Genomic DNA, 19,276 nt, shown 5'->3' on the forward strand with positions numbered 1-19,276 from the left:
GGCCCAGCACACTGCTGTAACGGGGAACAACCATGTGCGTCTTGCAATGCTGTGCGACGCACAGTATCGTGTGATGCATGCTCGACGATGAATTGCTTTCGACGCACCAGCAGGAGCTGCGGCGCGGCACCGTCGTGCTCGCCTGTCTGCTGATCCTGCGCAAGCCCAACTACGGCTACGCGCTGCTCGACCTGCTCGAGCGGAGCGGTTTCGCCGTCGACGCCAACACGCTGTATCCACTGCTGCGCCGGCTGGAGAAGCAGGGCCTGCTCACCAGCGACTGGAACACCGACGAGTCCCGGCCGCGGAAGTTCTACCGCACCAGTGACCTGGGCGGGGAGCTTGCCGACACGCTGAGCCGCGACTGGGACGAGCTGCACGCCGCGTTCCGCACCCTGAAGGGCGAGTCATGACTGCCACTGCGACCACCTCCCTCACCGACCGCTACATCGAGGCCATCCTCCGCCGCGTGCCGAGCAGGCAGCGGCCCGACATCGAGCGCGAGTTGCGTACCTCCATCGCCGACGCGGTGGACGACCGGCTCGAAGCTGGCGCCGATCCGGCGGAGGCCGAGGTGGCGGTCCTCACCGACCTGGGCGACCCGGCCCGGCTGGCCGCCGGCTACGCGGACCGCCCGCTGCACCTCATCGGCCCGGCCCTCTTCCTCGACTACACCCGCCTGCTGAGCGCGCTGCTCATCACCGTCGTGCCCGCCGTGGCCGCGGTGGTCGGTCTCCTCCGCGCGGTCGACGGCGACGGCGCCTCGTCCGTGGCCGGTGACGCGGTCGGCGCGGCGCTCACCGCCGCCCTCCACGTGACCTTCTGGACCACGCTTCTCTTCGCGGTCATCGAGCGGGTCCCGTCGGCGAAGCTGCCGGCCCGGCGGTGGACCCCGACGGCGTTGCCCGAGCCGACGGCCCGCCGCACGCGCTACGCCGAGCTGATCGCCGAGACCGTGGCGACGGTGCTCTTCACCGCACTGATCCTGCTGTCTCCGATGCTCCGTTTCGAGACGGACGCCAGCGGCGACCCGATCGGGGCGCTCGACCCCTGGCTGTGGGACACCAGGGTGATCTACATCTTCGTCGGGCTCCTCATCACCAGCCTGAGCATGGCCTTCACCAGGTACTACGCGCGCGCCTCCGCGCCCTTGGCGATCGGGCGGGCGGCCGCCGACGTCGCCACCGGGCTCACGCTCATCTGGATCGCCACGAACGACCACATCCTCAACCCCGCGTTCGTCGAGGCGGCCGGCTGGTCGTCCGGGGTGCGCACGTGGATCAACGGGGTCGTCGTCGCCGTGTGCATCGCCTCGCTGATCAGTGCCGTGTTCACCGGCCTTCGCGACTACCGCAAGCGCTGACTACCGCAAACGCTGGATGGAGACGAGGTAGCGATGAAGGCGATTGTCTACGACCGGTACGGGCCGCCCGAGGTCCTGCGGTACACCGATGTGGAGAAGCCCACCGCAGGCGCCGGCCAGGTGCTCGTCCGGGTGCGCACCGCCTCCCTCAACTTCGGCGACCGCGCGGTGATGCGCGGCGAGCCCGGCGCGATCCGGCTGGCGATGGGGCTGCGCCGGCCGCGGGCGAGGGTCCTCGGCCGGGCGATCGCCGGCACAGTCGAGGCGGTCGGGGCGGGCGTGACCAGCTTCCAGCCGGGCGATGACGTGTTCGGCGAGGTCAGCCAGAAGGGCTTCGCGGAGTACACGGTGGCGAAGGAGAAGCACCTCGCCACCAAGCCGGTCGAGGTGTCGTTCGAGCAGGCGGCCACGCTGCCGGTCGCGGCCAACACCGCGCTACAGGGCATCCGGCTCGGCGAGGTCGGTGCGGACACGCGACTGCTGGTCAACGGGGCGTCCGGCGGGGTGGGCACGTTCGCGGTGCAGCTCGCCAAGGGGCTCGGGGCGCACGTCACCGGTACGTGCGGCGGGCGCAACGCCGACCTGGTGCGCTCGCTCGGCGCGGACACCGTCGTCGACTACACGACCGGGGACGTGACGCTCGGCGAGGCACGGTTCGATGTGGTGTTCGACCTGGTGGGGGACAAGCCGCTCGCCGCGATGCGCCGGGTGCTCGCACCCAAGGGCACGTACATCGCGTCGTTCGGCGGTGGTGGCAAGCTGCTCGGCCCGATGCCACGCCTGGTGGGCATGATGGCGAAGGCGCCGTTCGTGTCGCACAGGCTGCGCCCGCTGGTCGCCACGCCGAAGGCCGACGAGCTGGCCGAGCTGGGCGAGATGGTCGCGGCCGGCAAGCTCGACCCGGTCATCGAGCAGACGTGCCCGCTGAGCGAGACCGCCGACGCCATCCGCCACATCGAGCGGCACCACGCGAGCGGCAAGTTCGTGCTCAGCGTCGGTAGATGGTGATCGAGTGCCCCACTGAGTCGATCGGCTCGCTCGCGCGGATCAGTTCCGCGAGCGGGCCGATGGCCTTTGCGACCGCGCTGTCCGAGACGACGAGCAGTCCGTGCACCTCGCCCGCCGGCACGGTCAGCGGGTCGGACGACTCGATGCCGTACCACGACGGCACGCCGCTTCCCTTGTAGACAAGCCACACCCGCTCGCCGGCATAGCGTGAACGCAGCCGGTCGGCCAGCCGCCCCAGGTCCTGCCCCCAGTCCACATTGGAGTCGTGCAGGCGCTCGTGGGTGCGGGCCGGCCCGCCGAAGGCCTCGTTCGAGTAGGGCAGGTAGTACGGGAACGTGCGCAGCGAGCTCACCGCCACGAAGAGCACCAGCACCACCGCGGCGGCCCGCACCCACCGCCACCGCACCACGGTCACCGCGGCGGCCGCGACGGCGAGGAAGAGCGGCACCACCAGCACGTACCGGATGCCGAAGTTGCGGGTTCCGGTCATCGCCACGCCGAGCAGCACGGCGACCGGCGCCAGCACGTACGGCGCGGCCGGCCGCAGCCGGGGCATCGCGAGGAGCGCGACCGTGCCGGCCAGCCACAGCGCGATCGCGCCGAGCGGCGACTTCACCAGCAGCGCGGCCGGCAGGTAGTACCAGCGGCCGCCGTCGTACAGCTGGCCGAAGAGGAAGCCGCCCCACAGCCCGTCCTCGAAGCCGAACTGCATCCGCAGCCCGTCCCCGTACGGCGCTGGGAACGGCACCAGCCGCGCCACAAGCCCGCGCCACCCGCCGACGGCCGGCACGTCCGGCGGCGTCACCCACTCCAGCCGGGGGTCGACGGCCAGGTAGGACCCCCACACCACGGCCACCGCGAGGACCGCCGCGCCGGTCGCGGCGGCCACCCCCCAGGCCGCGCCACGCCAGGTCCGCCCGCTCGCGGACCACACCGACAGCAAGATCAGCAAAAGCAGCAATGGTACGGCCGGGAGGGCACTCATTTTCGTAGCGAGAGCCGCCCCGAGTGCCAGCCCTGCGAGGGGCATGTAGAGCCTGGGGCGCTGCCGCGCCCGCCACGCCAGCCACGCCGAGGTGAGCAGGAAACCCGCCACGGGCAGGTCGAGGGTGGCGAGGGAGCCGTGCGTGATGACGTCGGGCGAGAAGGCGTAGAGGCCGAGCGCGACAAGCCCGCCGAACCTCCCGGTCACGTCCCGGGCGAACGCCAGCACCACCAGCCCGAAGAGCAGCGTCAGCAGAATCACCGGCAGGCGGGCGAAGAGCATCAGGCGCCACGGGTCGTAGCCGGACTCGTACAGCAGGCGCCGGCCGAGCACGCTCTGCTCGTCCTCGAAGCCCGGGTCGACCTCGGCACCGGAGAACGCCAGCCCGGCGCCGATCAGCAGCTTGCCGAGCGGCGGGTGCTCCGGGTTGTACCGGAGGCTGTGCTCCTGTAGCTGCCAGACGGCCGTGCCGACGTAGACCGGCTCGTCGATCGTCGGGGTCTGCTGGACGGCCGTCGTCAGCATCGCGACCGCCATCTGGCCGAGGATGATGGCCACCACCAGCGGGTACAGCCACCGCCGGTGGCGCGCCAGCACCGCCGCCCGACCCCCTGCGGGACCGGTCGCCGGCGCGGGCGGTGTCGCCACCTTCGTCACCGTCACAGTTCACACTCCCCTGAACAGAGACACGGGCGGGTCAGCGGCATTTGTTCAACGGGACCCCGATCGAAGGGGACGGAACCGATCGGGGGTCCGGCGCGACCAGGTAGCGTGACGCGGTCTGCGATAAAGGAGCCCAAGACGGGCGGGAGCGCCTTGGACGACTTCGGCGCGGCGTATCGGGCGCACTACGACGGCATGATCCGGCTGGCGTACGTGATCACCGACAGCATGGCGGCGGCCGAGGACATCGTGCAGGAGGCGTTCGTCGAGCTGTACCGGCGCTGGGCCACGGTCCGTGACCCGGAGAACTGGCTGCACACGGTGGTGGTCAACCGGTCCCGGTCATGGTGGCGGCGCCTCGTGGTGGCCCGCCGGCACGTGGCGCGCGGCTCACCCGCCGAGTCGGCACCGTCCGCCGAGGACGGCACGGCGGTGCGCCAGGCGCTGCTGGCGCTGAGCAGCCGCCAGCGCGCGGCGGTCTTCCTCCGCTTCTACCTCGACCTGCCCGAGCTGGCCATCGCCGAGGCGCTCGGCTGCCGCCCCGGCACGGTCAAGTCGCTGCTGCACCGCGCGCTCGCCACGCTGAGGGAGCATCTCGATGAGAACTGAGCCACAGGGCGACCGGGACGAGCGGGTGCGGGCCGCCGTCCGGGCACACATCGCCGCACAGGACGTACCCCCGCCGGACCTGGCCCGCATCGTGGGCCGCGCGGAAGCCGCGGCCCGGCCTCGACGGCGGCCCGGATGGGTCGTCCACGCCGTGGCGGCCGCGGTCGCCGTCGTGGTCTGCGGCACGGTGACCGCGGTCGCCGTGACCCGGAGCGAGACCCACTACGGGCTCGCGCCGGTGTACTCACCCGACCGGATCCCGGACTTCACGCAGCTCCCGGGGCCGGAGGTGGTGTGGCCGGACGCGGTACGCCGGCTGCCGATCAAGCTTCCCGACGGGTCGTTCTACCGCATCACGGACACGATGGACGGCGACGACCTGCTGGTCATCTCGCAGGGTCGCGAGGCGGGTCCACTGTTCTTCAACCCGGACACCGCGGCGGTACGCCGAGCGGCCACCCCGTCCATCTCCGACGGCCTGGCCGCGCCAAAGGTCACGACGGCCCTGGTCGCCGGCGATCGGGTGGTCTGGTTCGTGACAGGACGGCGAGCGGGCAAGGAGGTCCGCGAGGCGTGGACGGCACCGCTGGCCGGGGCGCGGCGACCAAGCTGGCCGACCTCCCGCACAGCGCGGTCCAGCAGCGCGGTGTGCTGGCCGGCGACGCGCTGATCTGGGAGGAGTACGTGGCGGAGGGCAAGGACGCTGCCGTCATCAAGCGGCTGTCGCTGCGCGACGGGAAGGTCGGCGACGTGCCGGGCTCGCGCGGTTACTGGCTCTCCACCATCCCCGGGTGGATCACGTCGCAGTACGGCGGGTCACCCTTCGGCGGCGTGGCCGAGCGCGCCGGCACGATCGTGGAGGTCGCCACCGGGCGCCGGCTGCAATGGAAGTCCAACGACGAGATGGTCTCGTCCGTCTATTGCGGACCTGATTGGTGCACCGGCTGGAACGTCGCCAATTCCGCCGCGATCCAGGACCTCGACGGTGGCGACTACGTCGATCTGAAACAGATGGGCAGCCTCTCGCCGGGCCTTGAGGGACGGCTCGCGACCGGCCAACTCGGCCAACGGCAGATCGTCTGGGACCGGGGCAGCGGCCGGGCCGCGGAGATCAAGCAGCAAGGGACGCCGGGGGACCGGATCGGCGCCTTTGATCCGGCCTTCAGCAACTTCGGCGACTGGGGCGAGGGCGGCCCGATACGCGTGTGGCTGACCCAGGACGGCACGCCGATGATGCTGGACCTGAAGCGGTTGTGGTGAGTAGCGGTTTGTGGTGAGCCGGGGTCCGGCCCCGCCCGACGGACTGACGGGCGGGGCCGGAGTGGCGGTGATCAGCGGCGGGGCGCCGGGTTGGCAACCTCGATCTCGTTGATCTGCTCGCCGGTGAGCACGTCGAAGGCGCGTACCACCGTGCGGTCCTCGTACACGGAGACGGTCAGCACGCCCGGCGACTCAGGCCGGTCGGTCGCCGAGTCCTCGTCCCACGGGTCGTCCGGGCTGGGCATGAACTCCATCGCCAGCGCGCCCGTGTTGATCGCCGTGTAGCCGTCCTTGTGACCGCCGTCCACGACCACCTGCGCGGCCCAGTCCCGACGGTACGGGGACCAGTGCGTGTGCCCGCTCAGGTAGATAACGTTCGGGTACTTGCCGATGATCTTCTCGATGTCGAACTCGCGCGGGCCGTTCTCGTAGAAGTTGCCGTACGTGCCGGAGACCGTCCACTCGAACGGGTAGTGGCGCTGCACCAGCACCTGCTTGCCCTTCGTGGACCAGTACGCGAGCCGCTGGCTCAGGAACGCCATCTGCGCGTCGCTGATGTCGTTCTTCTCATCCTCGGCGACGCCGGCCTCGGGGCCGAGCACGATCAGCGGCACACCGCCGATGACCTTCTCGTAGTACGTCTTGGTGATGTTCGCGCCCCACTGGTTCGCCCAGGTGACGTAGTTGCCGATCTGCTGTTCCATGGTCAGCACACGGCTGCGCACGTCGTGGTTACCGATCGCCGGGTACACGGGCGGCAGCTTGTGTCCGGCGAACGCCTCGCTCACCTGGGCGTACTCCGCGACCTGCTGCTCCTGGGTCGCCTCGCGCGGCCCGGAGATGATGTCGCCGACGAAGATGAGGCCCTTCGCGTTGGGCGCCTGGCGGTGCAGCAGGTCGAGCGCGCCGTCGGTGTACGGCAGCCCCTCCACCTGGATGTCGCTGAGCACCTGGAAGGTGACCGGCTTGGCGCCACGGGACAGCGCCGGGAGCGGCGTGCGGACCACCACGTCGTCGACCGCCCAGAACATCTGCGGGCGGTTGTTGCTGTACGCGAAGCGGAACACGGCGGTGCGCGCCCGCGACGGAACGTCGACCCGGATGACCTCCTGGCCGGAGATGACGTCACCGCCACCGTTCGCGCTGACGCGGGCCGCGGAGTAGCGCAGGATCTCCTGCTCCGCCCCACCGTCGAAGGCCACGGTCACCCGGCCGACAGCCTTGTGCGCCTGGCGGTAGTGCGAGGAGAAGACGAGCTCGACGGCCCGCTTGCCGCCGACCGGCACGCCCGGGCTGACAAGCGTGCTGTTGACCGGGTTGCCGCCGTCGACGACCGCGCCCTTGGCCGCCGCGACGCCGTTGTCGGCGACCGCGATCACGCCGCGGGAACGCGAGAACTGCTGGCGCCCGTCGAGGAAGCAGCGCTGGTCCAGCGGACGGTCGGTCTCCGGGTTGCAGCCGACGCCCTCTGGCGCGGCGGCAGTGAACCAGTCGTCCCGCTGGGTGAGGGTCCAGCCGCGCCAACTGGCCGCCGCGCCGTCGGTCTGCACCGACCAGGCGGCGCCGGCACCGTCGAAGTCGCCGCGCCAGATCGTCTGGTGCCCGGACGGACCGTGTCCGGAGCCACCGGCCTGGGCCGCCGCGGTGGGCAGCAGTACGAGCGCCGCGGCGCCCGCAGCCAGCAGGAATCGGGTCTTGGGAATAGGGTTGGCCATGCCATCTCCCTAACTGAGGGTATGGGTAGCCACACCCTGGCGAGTTTGATCAAATCGCCGGTGAACGCCGGACCCTGGCCGGATGATGATCCTCCGTCAGGCACGTCGCCCGCCGACGCCTTCCTGCGCTACCGCGATGCCCGCCGTGGTCCAGGCCGCTGCTCCGACGGCCTCACCGTCCGCGCTTCACAACCCGCTCCCTTTGGGACTCGGCCAGGCCGGCGGCCGCCGGCCCCGGGGGCTCTGGAACTGGGCGCACCGATGCGCCCAGCCCGCAGACCAGGCCCGGTCCGCTGCACCGCCGTCCCCGCGGGTATGTGCTCGCGATCCAGCCTTTGTGAACGCTTCCTGCTGCTCCAGCAACGGGAAACGTTCACAAACCTCGGGGCCGGGCCGGGCTGGGTTGTGAAGCGCGGAGGGTGAGGCCGCGGGAGCGGCGGTCCGGACCACCGCGAACATCGCGGTAGCTCGATTCTGTCTTGGCATGGAGCGTCTGGGCTTTTGGGCGTCGGGCACGATGGGTCCGTGGAGTTGAATGGGTTTCTCGCCGCCGCGGAAGAGCTGTTGGCCGTACCGTCCACCGCGGATCGCCCAGCCGAGCTGCGCCGGGCCGTGGAGTTGGTCCTCGACTTCGTCGGGCCTGGCTTCCAGGTGGCGTGGTTCGAGTCGAGCGGGGTGCCCAGCGCCCTGGTCCACCATGGACCCGAGCGGCGCGACTTCCGGGTGGTGCTCAACGCCCACCTCGACGTCGTGCCGGCTGCGCCTGAGCAGTTCCAGCCACGGCGGGACGGCGACCGGCTGTACGCGCGGGGCGCCCAGGACATGAAGATCACGGCGCTGGCCCAGGCGCTCGCCTTCCGGGAGACCGCGGCGACCCTGCCGTACCCGCTCGCGCTACAGCTCGTGGCCGACGAGGAGGTGGGCGGGCGCGACGGCACGCGGTACCAGCTGGAGCAGGGCGTCACCGGCGAGTTCGTGGTGATCGGTGAGCACAGCAAGCTGGACATCGTGGCCGACTCGAAGGGGGTGGCGCACGTCCGCCTGCACGCGACGGGCCACAGTGGTCACGGCGCATACCCGTGGCTCGGCGACAACGCCCTGCTCAAGCTCGGCCGCACGATCGAGCGGGTCACCGAGCGCTACCCCGTACCGGTCGAGGAGGCGTGGCGTACCACGGTAAACCTGGCCCGGATCGAAACGCCCAACCGCGCGTTCAACCAGATCCCGGCCGAAGCGGAGGCCTGGCTGGACATCCGCTTCCCCACCGAGGACACCGACTGGGCCGGCGCCGACGCGGAGCGGATCACCGCCCACCTGGCCGCCTTCTGCGAGCCCGGCGTGACCGTCGCGGTCGACCACGTGGACCCGCCGCACCACGCCGACCACGACCGCCCGGAGATCGCCCACCTGCGCGACGCCGCGCGGGAGGAGGGCTACGGCGGCGAGTTCCTCTACAAGCACGGGGCGGGCGACGGCCGCTTCTACTCGGCGCGCGGCATCCCGGCGGTCGCGTTCGGCGTGGGCGGTCACGGCCAGCACGGCCCGCACGAGTACGCCGAGATCTCCACGATCGCGCCCTACCACCGCGCCTTGGTCGACTTCCTCCACCGCCTGGCCCGCTAAAGCTCCCGCCGAGGGGTCAGGTGGCGTACTCGTCGTTCAGGCGCCACCACGTGTACGGCTCGGTCTGGGGCCAGCCCACCGGTGAGTCCTCCCAGGCCTCCTGCCGCCCGTACGGCGTCAGGTCGAGCACGTTGAAGTCGAACCGCAGCCGGTCGACGCCGCGCGAGGTCGTGTAGTAGGTGCGGAAGATGTCGTCGCCGTCGTGCAGGAAGACGCTGAGCCCGAAGCCCTCGCCGCCGGTGTGGTCGGTGTGGAACGTGGTGCCGGCGGACGAGTACATCGGGATGGTCCAGCCCATCCGCTGGCGGTGCGCCTCGAGGTCGGCGAACGGCCCGCGCGACACCAGGGCGAACGTGGTGTCCCGCGCGTTGAGGTGCGCCAGGTGGCCGACATTGTCCGTGAAGGTTGCGCAGCCCCGGCAGTAGCCGTCGTCGAGCCACATGAAGTGGTACACGACGAGCTGCCGGCGCCCCTCGAACAGGTCCTGGAGCTGAGCGGGGCCGCCCGGGCCCTCGAAGGTGTACTCCTTCTCCACGCGCGTCATCGGCAGCCGCCGGCGCTCGGCGGCGAGCGCGTCGAGCGCGCGGGTGGCCGCCTTCTCCTTCGCCATCAGGGCGTCACGGGCTGCCTGCCACTCGGCCGGCGAAACGATCGGTGGTCTGGTCATGGACCTGATGCTTCACTATCTGTAGTGTGTTGTCAAAGATCTGTAGGACAGCGGTGCGGAGCTGCGGGAAGGGCGTCGAGGCATGGGCCGGCGGGCGTACCAGGATGGGTGTGCGGTAGCGCACGCGCTAAACCTCGTCGGCGAGCGGTGGGCGCTGCTCGTCGTCCGCGAGCTGGTGCTCGGCCCCAAGCGCTACGTCGACCTCCAGGCCGGGCTGCCCGGAGCCGGGCCGACGATCCTCGCCCAGCGGCTGCGCGAGCTGGAGGAGGTGGGCGTGGTGCGTCGCCGCACGCTGCCGCCGCCGTCGGCTGCCCGGGTGTATGAGCTGACGAGCTGGGGCGCCGAGCTCGCGCCGGTTGTCGCCGCGCTGGGGCGGTGGGGAGCCCGTTCGCCGGTCGTCGCGCCCGAGGGACCGGTCGGCACCGACTCGTGGCTGCTCAGCCTCGGCACGTTCTTCGACCCGGGCGCGTCCGAGCCGTGGACGGCCACGTTCGAGATCCGGCTCGGCCCGAGTGCGTACCGGCTGAAGGTGCTCGATGGCCGCCTTGTCGAGGTGGCCCGCGGCGAGGCCTGGGGCGAGCCCGACGCCCGGGTCGAGACGGACGGCGAGACCTTCGGCGCGCTGCTCGCCGGCGAGCGGGTGGCGGCGGCCCAGGTGGCCGGCCGCCTGGCGGTCACCGGTGACGCCGACGCGGTGCAGCGCCTGCTCGACGCGGTGCGAATGCCCACCCCAGCGCTACCCCGACAGGGGCTTAGCCCCACTGCCCCGACCCGCCCCGCGACAGGCCGGTCGCCGGTCACGCTTGCATCCGGTACCCATCATGTACGCGCCCCGAAGCTGATCAACTGGGTATTCCGCAGCGGTATACCGTGCCGGTATAGTCCGCGCCGTGACGGTCTCATACGCGTTGTTGACGTTGCTCGAAGAGAACGAGCGGCACGGCTACGACCTCAAGCGCGCCTACGACCAGCGCTTCGACGGCACCCGGGAGCTGACCTTCGGCGCGCTCTACCGGGCGCTCTCCCAGCTGGTCAAGGGCGGCCAGGCGACGGTGGTGGCAATCGAGCCGGGTGCCGGGCCGGAGCGCAAGCGGTACGCGATCACCGAAGCCGGCGTGACCGACCTCCAGCGTTGGCTCGCCGAGCCGGAGGACCCGCAGCCGCACCTACAGACGGTGCTGTTCATGAAGGTGATGCTGGCGCTCATGTCCGGTCGCCCGGCCAAGGCGTACCTGCGCGCCCAGCGTGCCCACCACATGTCCCGCATGCGCGACCTGACCACCCGGCGGCGGGGCGCCGACGCGGCGGCCGCGCTGCGGCTCGACTACGAGCTGTTCCACGTCGAGGCGGACCTGCGCTGGATCGACCACGCGGAGAGCCGCCTCACCGATGTCGCCGCGGAGGTCCGATGACCACGATCCTCGCGGGCAACGGCCTGCGGAAGCGCTTCGGGCTGACCGAGGCGCTGCGCGGCGCGGACATGTCGGTACGCGCGGGCGAGGTGGTCGCCGTCATGGGACCGAGTGGCTCGGGCAAGTCCACGCTGCTGCACTGCCTCGCCGGCATCCTGCGGCCGGACGCGGGGGAGGTCGTCTTCGACGGGCGGCGCGTGGACAGGTTGAGCGACCGGCGCCGGACCCAGCTGCGGCGCGGGTCGTTCGGGTTCGTGTTCCAGTTCGGCCAGCTGATCCCCGAGCTGACCGCCGTGGAGAACGTCGCGACGCCCCTGCTCCTGGCCGGCCAGCGCCGCCGGGCCGCGATCGGCGCGGCAAGCGTGTGGTTCGACAGGCTGGGGCTGGCCGGGCTCCAGGAGCGGCTGCCCGGCGAGCTGTCCGGCGGGCAGGCGCAGCGGGTGGCGGTCGCGCGGGCGCTTGTCGGGCGGCCACGGGTGCTCTTCGCCGACGAGCCGACCGGCGCGCTCGACACCGCGGCCGGTGACGACGTGATGGACCTGCTCGTCGCGTCGGCCCGCGAGCAGGACACCGCCACCGTGGTTGTCACGCACGAGCCGCGGGTGGCCGCGTTCGCCGACCGTACGGTGCTCGTCCACGACGGGCTGGTCGACGACGAATCCGATGTGGACAAATCTGATGTGGACGGTGGGGTGGCGGCGCGGTGATGCCGTCGGTCTGGATGGGTGCGCGGTTCACCACGCTGGCCCGGTTCGCGCTCACCGCGGCCGGTGTGGCGGTCGGCGTCACGCTCGTGCTGCTGACGCTCACCGCCGTACCCGCGCTCCAAGGCCGGGACCACCGCGCGGCCTGGCACGCTACGACGGCGGCCAGCCCGGCCACCGCGGACCGCGCGCTCTGGCTCGCGAGTGACGACCACTTCCTCGGTCGCGACCTGTTCCTGGTACGCGTCGCCGCGCTCGGCCCGCGCCCGCCGGTGCCGCCGGGGCTGGAGCGGCTGCCGGCGCCCGGCGAGGTGGCCGTCTCGCCAGCCCTGCGCGACCTGCTCGCCACCACGCCTCCCGAGGCACTCGCCGCGCGGCTGCCCGGCACCGTCACCGCCGGCATCGGGGCGGCCGGGCTGGCGTACCCGGAAGAGCTTGTCGCGGTCGTCGGCCTCCCACCCGACCAGCTGCGGGCGGCGGGTGCCGCGGAGATCTCGGGCCTCGCCACGACGGCGCCCGGCCTGCTCGTCAACGACGCGCTGCGGGTGATCCTCACCATCGGCGCGGTCGGCCTGCTCACCCCCGTGGTCATCTTCATCGCCGCCTCGGCCAGGGTCGCCGCCGCCCGCCGCGAGCAGCGCTTCGCCGCGTTGCGCCTGGTCGGTGCCACCCGTGGCCAGGTCGCCGCGATGGCCGCGACCGAGACGTCGCTGGCCGCGTTCGCCGGGGTGGCGCTCGGCTGGGTCGGGTACCTGCTGGCGCGGCCAGTCGTCGCGGCGCGGGTGACGTTCGACGGCGCGCACTTCATGGCCGCCGACGTGCGCGCGCCCGCCGCGCATCAGCTTGTCGTACTGCTCGGCGTGCCGCTGCTCACCGTCGCCGCGACCGTCGTGGCGCTGCGGCGGGCGCAGGTCACCCCGCTGGGCGTGCGGCAGCGGGTGCGGACCCGTGCCCCAGGACTCTGGCGGCTCACCCCGGTCGCGCTCGGCGTGGCGGGCCTGGCGACGATCGCCAGCACCGACCTCGCCAACTCCTCCACGAGCGGCATCGCCACCGCGCAGCTGCTGATCGGCGGGACCTTCGGGTCGCTGCTGCTCGGCCTCGTGCTCGCCGGCCCGCTGCTCTGCTCGCTCCTGGCCCGGCTGCTGAGCCGGCTGAGCCGGTCGATGCCAGAGCTGATGGCGGCGCGGCGGATCGCGGCCGACCCGTACACCACCTTCCGGGCGATCAGCGGCGTGGCGATCGCGGCGCTGGTGACCACGATGTTCGCCGGCACGGCCGCCGGCGTCGAGGCCAACCTCGACCGGCCCGCCCCGGACGCCCTGCGCGCCGACGCCGTCGAGGTGCTGCCCGGCACGCGGCCGGCGGCGCCGCTGCTCACGGCCATCAGGGCGGATCCGGGGGTACGGGGTACCGTCGTGGCCCGCCGTGACCCCGCCAAGCCCGGCGCGATCGCGGTACCGTGCCGCGACCTCGCCGCCGCCGTCAACCTCACCTGCCCCGCCCCGCCGGCGCCCAACGGGCTCGTCCCGCGCGGCCTGGAGGGCATCACCCGCCTCGACCCGCCCGACGAGCGCCTGCCGGTACACGCGATCTACGTGGTCACCGACGGCGCGCCGCTCACCGGCGAGCGGATCAGGTCACTGGCCCCGCCCGGCGTACGGGTGAGCACCGGCCGCGACATCGTCGAGCTCGACCACCGCCAGCTCACGGAGCTCGAGGCGGGGCTGCGGCTGGCGATGGTATTCGTGCTGCTCGTGGCCACCGCGAGCCTCACGGTGGGTGTCGCCGCCGGGCTTGTCGAGCGGCGCCGGCCGTTCACACTCCTGCGCGCGACCGGCTTGCAGCTGGGCGAACTGCGCCGCACGATCCTGCTGGAGACCGCGTTGCCGCTGGTGGCGACCGCGGTGTGCGGCATCGCGCTGGGCCTGGCCGCCTCCGCCGCCGTCGCGTCGTCGACCGGCCGCCACTGGACCGGTCCGGGGCCGGCGTTTTTCCTGACCGCGGTCGCCGGGCTGATCGTCACGCTCGCCGTGTCCTCGACGACGCTGCCGCTCGTCAAGACCGTCACCGAGCCCACCTCGGTGCGCTTCGAGTAGGTCAGCCGCTCCCGCCGCGTACCCGGGCCACCTCTGTCCGGGCGTGCGACACGCGCGGCGTCTCCTGGCCGCCCGACCTGGCCAGCTCGTCGGCCAGGTCGTGGGCGGCATCCAGCAGGTGGCGGCGGCGCTGGCGGTTGGCGTGCCCGTGACCGGCCTTCCGGTACGCCTTGCGCGCCTTGCGGTCGCCGGAGAGCGTGTCCAGCTCCTCCTGGGTGATGGCGCCGCCCGCCACCTCGGGCGCCATGACCTCCCGCATGAACTCCCGCTCGCGCGGCACGCTCCACTTGAACGCCCGGGTCACCACGTAGAACGACAGCGCGAGGAGGATGACCACCAGCACGAAGATCAGGAGCCCGTTCGACCCGGCGAAGCCGCTGAGGCTGTCCCAGAGGCCGTGCAGCGCGATCGCGCTCGCCATGAGCAGCAGCCCCCGGCCGCGCCGGCGGGGCTCGGCCGGGCGGCCGAGGAAGTACACCAGACCGGTGCAGAAGACCGCGCTGTACAGGATGTGCGCGGCCACACCGAGCGCCATCCGCAGCACGATCGTGGTGAGGGCGTTGCCGACCGGGTTGGCGCCGAACTCCTGGCCGGCGCTGGTCAGCGCGTACTGGACGTCCTCCAGAAGCTGGAAGCCCAGCCCGATGAACGCGCCAAGGACGAACCCGTCGAACGCCGTCGCCACGAGCCGCGGTGCCATCGCGATGAGCAGCAGGAGGCCGAAGCCCTTGGACAGTTCCTCGGTGAACGGCGCGGTCAGCCCGGCGCCCCAGTCGGTCGCCAAGGACCGCCCGATCCCCTTGCCCCACAGCGAGATGATCGGCCCGTTCGCGTTCGCCGCCATCGCCCAGGTCGCGGCGAACGCACCCCACAGGAACGCCACCACGATCAGCTTGCGGGACTGGTGCGCGTACCGGTCGATGTGCTGGGTGAACCACCAGAAGAGCGCGCCGTACAGTCCGAAGAGGACGATGGCGACGACGAGCACGTCGCCGTACGCGGTCGCCTGTCCGGCCACGTTCCGGACCCAGAGCACCGCGCCGGCGCAGACCAGCAGCAGGTACACCCACATGGCGAGGTTGCGCGGCTGGTAGAAGGTGAAGCGGGTACCCCACCCGGACTCCCAGAGCGCATCCCGGCGCGTGTCCGTGCTCATCGCTGGCCCCCCGGCTCGGCGCCGATGCTGGTGAACATGCTGTTGATCTGCTGCGCCGGGCCTTGGGTCGCGCCGGGCGGCCCGGTCACCACGGCTTCCACCCCGGTGCCCTGGATCACGAACGCGGCCAGCGCCCCGTCCGACGACGTCCCCCGGTAGCGGGCGATCACTCCCTGGTCGCCACCGTTCGTCTGGATCGGGCTCGGGTTGCCGGTCACGTGCAGCCCGTGCTTGCCGTGCAGCGCGTCCGTGGTTTTCTTGATCTGCTCCAGCAGCGCGAGCGGCGTACCGGTGAAGGGTCCGGTCTTGACGGCGAACGTCACCGGTCCGTTGACCACGGTCGCGGTGGGCGAGTCACCGGCTCTCGGCTCCTCACCGCGCAGGTTCCCGTCGGTCAGCTGCCAACCCGTCGCCGGCGTGAACTGGATGCGACCCGCCAACACCACCACGTCGCCGGCCGTCACCCGGGTACCGGTCGGGACGGCGCTGTCGACGGCCGGCACGACCAGCGCCAGCACCACCGCCAGCCCGAGCACGAGCAGCGCCGGCTTGATCGTGGTCCGGTCGAACCCGAACCACCGGCGTTCCACCGGCACCCAGGTGTCGTGCATCCGCCCCTCCTCGCGTTCGTCACTCTCTGTAATCAAGCGACGTCACGGTGTAAACGGATGATGTCACGGCCGGGCGGAGCGCGTGAGCGAGACGGCCGCCCGCCGTCGCGGACGCAGCAGGGAGCCGGCACCCCGGGTGGTGCCGGCTCCCCCTGGGCGTGCGCCGGTCGCCGCGCCGATGTACGCCCGGAGGACCGCCGCCGAGGAGCGGCGGCCCTCCCGCTCACGCCCGCGTCAGGCGGGTACGTTCCACTTCTGGTTGGCGGCTCCGGTGCAGGTCCAGATCTGGAGCCGGGCGCCGTCGGTCGAGCTGTTGCCGGTGACGTCGAGGCACTTGCTGGCGTACACGCTGGTCAGGTCGCGCCCCGCCGTGTACGTCCACTGCTGCGACGCCCCGCCGTGGCAGTCCCACAGGTGGGTCTGCGCGCCGTTCGCCGTGCTCGGGCCGGCGATGTCCAGGCACTTGCCCAGCGCGCGGATCGTGCCGTCGGTGCCGCGGGTCCACTGCTGGGCGGTGGTGCCGTTGCAGGTGTAGAGCTGTACCGCCGCGCCGTTCGCCGGAGAGGCGCCCGCCACGTCGATGCACTTGCCGGCCAGGCCGGTGATCTGGCCGGTGCTCCCACCGCCGCCGCCACCGCCGCCGGACTGGGTGCCGGTCCAGGTGAACGTCGCGGTGGTGCGGGCCGGCAGCGTGTACGTGAAGGACTGGCTGCCCCAGTTGACGCGGACCGACTGGGCGCCCGTGCCGCCGTTGTGCGCGATCAGCGCCTTCGAACCGTCGGTGTTGCGCCAGGCCACGTTCTGCACGGCGGTGTTGTTGGAGTCGATCCGCTGGGCGCCCGGCCGCACGAACTTGGTCAGGTGGCCGGTCGTGTAGTACTCGATCGTGTTGTCCACCTGGCCGGCGCGCGACCCTCCCTCTTGGACGGTGACGAGGCCGGTGCAGGTACCGCAGCCGCCGTTGTGCGGGCCCATCGACTGGTTGAGCGCCAGGCTCCACTTCACCAGGCTGCCGCTCCAGTTACGCGTGTAGTTGACGATGTCGTTGAGGTCGTCGTTGTGCTGGTTGCCGACCCACGTACCGCCGGAGTGCTCGGTGGAGAACTGGCGCACGTTCGGGTACGTGTTGCGCACCTGCGTGCCCACGGCCGGGTCGCCGAAGTACCCGTGCCACGCGATACCGCCGAAGAGGGGGTCGTTGCGGATTGCCGCGTCGGCGAGGATGCCCTGGCCGATCTGGCCGTAGTCGCCGTAGTTCCAGTCGTGTACCAGCACCTTGGTGTTGATGCCGGCGGCCCGGAACGCGGGGAAGAGGTGGTTCTTGGTGAACTCGACGAGCCCGGAGGAGTTCCAGCTCATGCCGGGGTAGTTCATCGCCGTCGGGTTGCCGGCCTGGCAGCAGTTCGGCTCGTTCTGCACGGAGACGTAGTCGACCGGGATGCCGGCGGACTGGTAGCTCTGGACGTACTTGACGAAGTACTGGGCGTACATCGGGTAGTACTCGAACTTGAGCCAGCCCATCTGGTCCATCCGGCCGTTGTCCTTCATCCAGCCGGGCGCGCTCCACGGCACGCCCTTGACGCGCAGGGCCGGGTTGAGTGACTTGGCCTGCTGGGTGAGCAGCCGCACGTTGGTGTCGTAGCCGTTGGCGCCGAAGTCGTTCAGGTTGCAACAGGTGTCGTCGAGCGACACGTTGCCGGGGCGGGAGAGGTCGGAGGCGCCGATCGGGTTGCGGACGAACGACAGCCCGATGCCGTCGGTGGGGCTGAAGAGGCGGCGCATGACCGCGTCCCGGGTGGCCGCGCTGATCGGGCCGCCGCGGAAGAGGTACGCCGTCGTGTCGGTGATCGACGCGCCGCCGCCCTCGAAGGTCTGGTAGCGCGCGTTCTCGTTCACCGTGATGGTCTGGTTGGCCGAGCCGCCGGCCGGGCCGAAGGCGATGGCCGCCTGCTGCTGTAGGCCGCGGGTGACGGTGCGGCCGCCGCCGTCGGACGTGGTGGTGAGCCAGATGTTCACCTGCTCGCCTGCGGCGTGCGCGGACGGCGACAGCACGACGGTGCCGACCGCGGCGGCGAGGAGGGCGGCCGCGCTGGTGGCGGCGGCGAACATGCGCCGCCCGCGGACTCCTGCTCTGGACATGAAGGGATCTCCCTCGCGTAGGGATCGTCTCGCCTGGCGGTCCCGCCAAGCGACGCCGGACATGGATGTGCGGCGTTAGACCCCCTCACCGCTCCCGATCAGCGGAGCGGCGATGGCCTCGGGTGGGTCCAGCGCCCGCTGCCACGCTCGACCCGGAGGCGCGGCGGCGGTAACAGGAATGAAACTCCTACTTGGAACGAGTGTCAATATGTAACACGGGCTGGACCGGTCGACGAGCGCACCACAAGCTCGGTCGCCAGCTCGACGTGCAGCGCGTCCAGCTTGTGGTCGCCGAGCAGCCGCATCAGCAGGTTGACCGCCATGCGGCCCAGCTCTTCGAGGGGCTGCCGCACGGTGGTCAGCATCGGCTGGGTGGCCCGGCTGACCTCGATGTCGTCGAAGCCGGCCACCGACAGGTCGTCCGGCACGCGCAGGCCGCGCTCGGCCGCCGCGCGCAACGCGCCCACCGCCATCTTGTCGTTGAACGCGACGAGCGCGGTCGGCGGCTCGGCCAGGTCGAGCAGCTCGCACGCGGCCCGGTAGCCGTGCTCGGCGGTCGGCTCGACCACGAACCGCACCAGCTCCGGCACGGGCAGGACGCCGACGTCGGCCAGCGGTGCCACGTACCCGGCCTGGCGGTGGTCGGTCACCAGCCAGTGGCGGGGGCCGCCGATGATGCCGACCCGGCGGTGGCCCAGCTCGACGAGGTGCGTCATGAGGCGGCGGGCGCCGGCGAAGTGGGCGGCGGAGACCGCCGGCACGTCGCGCGGCGGCGGGGTGCGCGGGTCCACGACCACGAACGGGAACCGCTGGTCGCGCAGCCGCTCGAGCTCCTCGCCCGGCTCCGGCGGGAGGATCAGGATGGCCCCGCCCAGGTCGGCGCGGCCGGCCAGGCCGGGCAGCACCGCGGCGTGCTGTGCCGACTCGCCGGCGTTGAGCACCACGGGCCGGCCGTGCACCTCCAGTGTCTCGGCGACCGAGGAGACGATGATGCCGAAGTAGTCGGTCAGCACGTACGGGCAGCGCACGTAGACCGCGCCACCGGCCGGCTCGGGATCGGCGCGGCGGCGGGGCGCGTGCTGGCCGAGCCGGCCCATGGCACGCAGCACGAGGTCGCGGGTGTGCGGTGCGACGTTGGCCCGCCCGTTCATCACCCGGGAGACCGTGGCGATCGACAGGCCGGTCTCGGCCGCGACGGCCCGCACCGTGACGCGGGTCCCCTTTGTTACACCGCTTTGTTTCATCCTGGGACAGGATACGCG

General features: G+C 71.9%; 17 protein-coding genes and 1 pseudogene. 11 read left to right on the plus strand and 7 right to left on the minus strand.

Annotated elements, in window-relative coordinates; translation table 11 throughout:
• The first annotated feature begins 77 nt into the window (after positions 1-77).
• From Pflav_RS00990 to Pflav_RS01000, 3 genes are read left to right on the plus strand one after another with little or no spacing between them, the layout of a single operon-like run.
• Positions 78-413, plus strand: a complete 336-nt coding sequence (locus Pflav_RS00990) for a PadR family transcriptional regulator (RefSeq protein ID WP_173032972.1) — start codon at positions 78-80, stop codon at positions 411-413.
• Complete coding sequence (locus Pflav_RS00995) at positions 410-1,363, plus strand: permease prefix domain 1-containing protein (protein ID WP_173032974.1); 954 nt, start codon at positions 410-412, stop codon at positions 1,361-1,363. The genes Pflav_RS00990 and Pflav_RS00995 overlap by 4 nt, the downstream gene beginning before the upstream one ends.
• 33 nt (positions 1,364-1,396) lie before the next feature.
• A complete protein-coding gene (locus tag Pflav_RS01000) occupies positions 1,397-2,371 on the plus strand; it encodes an NAD(P)-dependent alcohol dehydrogenase (RefSeq protein ID WP_173032976.1) in 975 nt (324 codons plus the stop codon).
• On the opposite strand, the gene Pflav_RS01005 is transcribed toward Pflav_RS01000, so the two are convergent.
• Positions 2,352-4,019, minus strand: a complete 1,668-nt coding sequence (locus Pflav_RS01005) for a phospholipid carrier-dependent glycosyltransferase (RefSeq protein ID WP_232070894.1) — start codon at positions 4,017-4,019, stop codon at positions 2,352-2,354. The genes Pflav_RS01000 and Pflav_RS01005 overlap by 20 nt on opposite strands.
• A gap of 108 nt (positions 4,020-4,127) precedes the next feature.
• Here Pflav_RS01005 and Pflav_RS01010 point away from each other — a divergent pair, with 108 nt between their 5' ends.
• Genes Pflav_RS01010 through Pflav_RS01020 form a run of 3 tightly spaced genes read left to right on the plus strand, consistent with a single transcriptional unit; the run spans position 4,128 to position 5,888 of the window.
• Complete coding sequence (locus Pflav_RS01010) at positions 4,128-4,628, plus strand: SigE family RNA polymerase sigma factor (RefSeq protein WP_232070895.1); 501 nt, start codon at positions 4,128-4,130, stop codon at positions 4,626-4,628.
• Positions 4,618-5,298 (plus strand): hypothetical protein, encoded by a 681-nt coding sequence (locus tag Pflav_RS01015; protein WP_173032978.1) that lies wholly within the window; start codon positions 4,618-4,620, stop codon positions 5,296-5,298. The genes Pflav_RS01010 and Pflav_RS01015 overlap by 11 nt, the downstream gene beginning before the upstream one ends.
• Entirely contained in the window at positions 5,277-5,888 is a 612-nt protein-coding gene (locus tag Pflav_RS01020; protein ID WP_173032980.1) for a hypothetical protein, read from the plus strand. The genes Pflav_RS01015 and Pflav_RS01020 overlap by 22 nt, the downstream gene beginning before the upstream one ends.
• A 71-nt stretch (positions 5,889-5,959) precedes the next feature.
• On the opposite strand, the gene Pflav_RS01025 is transcribed toward Pflav_RS01020, so the two are convergent.
• Positions 5,960-7,603 carry a metallophosphoesterase gene (locus tag Pflav_RS01025; RefSeq protein WP_173032982.1) on the minus strand — a complete coding sequence of 548 codons (1,644 nt, stop codon included), beginning with the start codon at positions 7,601-7,603 and terminating at the stop codon, positions 5,960-5,962.
• 525 nt (positions 7,604-8,128) lie between these two features.
• Between Pflav_RS01025 and Pflav_RS01030 the strand changes: the two genes are divergently transcribed.
• Positions 8,129-9,226 carry a M20 family metallopeptidase gene (locus Pflav_RS01030; protein ID WP_173032984.1) on the plus strand — a complete coding sequence of 366 codons (1,098 nt, stop codon included), beginning with the start codon at positions 8,129-8,131 and terminating at the stop codon, positions 9,224-9,226.
• Between the two features lie 16 nt (positions 9,227-9,242).
• On the opposite strand, the gene Pflav_RS01035 is transcribed toward Pflav_RS01030, so the two are convergent.
• Complete coding sequence (locus Pflav_RS01035) at positions 9,243-9,893, minus strand: DUF899 domain-containing protein (RefSeq protein ID WP_173032986.1); 651 nt, start codon at positions 9,891-9,893, stop codon at positions 9,243-9,245.
• Between the two features lie 82 nt (positions 9,894-9,975).
• Between Pflav_RS01035 and Pflav_RS48315 the strand changes: the two are divergent.
• From Pflav_RS48315 to Pflav_RS01055, 4 genes and pseudogenes are all read left to right on the plus strand, one after another.
• A pseudogene (locus Pflav_RS48315) lies at positions 9,976-10,221 on the plus strand (winged helix-turn-helix transcriptional regulator); the annotation flags it as partial.
• A gap of 562 nt (positions 10,222-10,783) precedes the next feature.
• The gene (locus Pflav_RS01045) at positions 10,784-11,305 is read left to right on the plus strand and encodes a PadR family transcriptional regulator (RefSeq protein ID WP_173032988.1); all 522 of its coding nucleotides are present in this window, start codon (positions 10,784-10,786) and stop codon (positions 11,303-11,305) included.
• Positions 11,302-12,012: an ABC transporter ATP-binding protein gene (locus Pflav_RS01050; RefSeq protein WP_173042162.1), complete on the plus strand. Its 711-nt coding sequence runs from the start codon at positions 11,302-11,304 to the stop codon at positions 12,010-12,012. The genes Pflav_RS01045 and Pflav_RS01050 overlap by 4 nt, the downstream gene beginning before the upstream one ends.
• Positions 12,012-14,108, plus strand: coding sequence for an FtsX-like permease family protein (locus Pflav_RS01055; protein ID WP_232070897.1), 2,097 nt, complete (start codon positions 12,012-12,014; stop codon positions 14,106-14,108). The genes Pflav_RS01050 and Pflav_RS01055 overlap by 1 nt, the downstream gene beginning before the upstream one ends.
• A gap of 1 nt (position 14,109) precedes the next feature.
• Here the strand turns inward: Pflav_RS01055 and Pflav_RS01060 are convergent, their stop codons facing one another.
• The 4 genes from Pflav_RS01060 to Pflav_RS01075 form a co-directional block, all read right to left on the minus strand.
• The gene (locus Pflav_RS01060; protein ID WP_173032992.1) at positions 14,110-15,264 is read right to left on the minus strand and encodes a PrsW family intramembrane metalloprotease; all 1,155 of its coding nucleotides are present in this window, start codon (positions 15,262-15,264) and stop codon (positions 14,110-14,112) included.
• On the minus strand, positions 15,261-15,875 hold the full coding sequence (locus tag Pflav_RS01065) for a hypothetical protein (RefSeq protein WP_173032993.1): 615 nt from the start codon (positions 15,873-15,875) through the stop codon (positions 15,261-15,263). Before Pflav_RS01065 ends, Pflav_RS01060 begins: the two co-directional genes overlap by 4 nt.
• A 234-nt stretch (positions 15,876-16,109) precedes the next feature.
• Positions 16,110-18,014 carry a ricin-type beta-trefoil lectin domain protein gene (locus Pflav_RS01070; RefSeq protein WP_232070898.1) on the minus strand — a complete coding sequence of 635 codons (1,905 nt, stop codon included), beginning with the start codon at positions 18,012-18,014 and terminating at the stop codon, positions 16,110-16,112.
• A 203-nt stretch (positions 18,015-18,217) separates the two neighbouring features.
• On the minus strand, positions 18,218-19,258 hold the full coding sequence (locus Pflav_RS01075; protein WP_173032994.1) for a LacI family DNA-binding transcriptional regulator: 1,041 nt from the start codon (positions 19,256-19,258) through the stop codon (positions 18,218-18,220).
• Between the last annotated feature and the right edge of the window lie 18 nt (positions 19,259-19,276).

The organism is Phytohabitans flavus (assembly GCF_011764545.1).
GTDB classification, from domain to species: domain Bacteria; phylum Actinomycetota; class Actinomycetes; order Mycobacteriales; family Micromonosporaceae; genus Phytohabitans; species Phytohabitans flavus.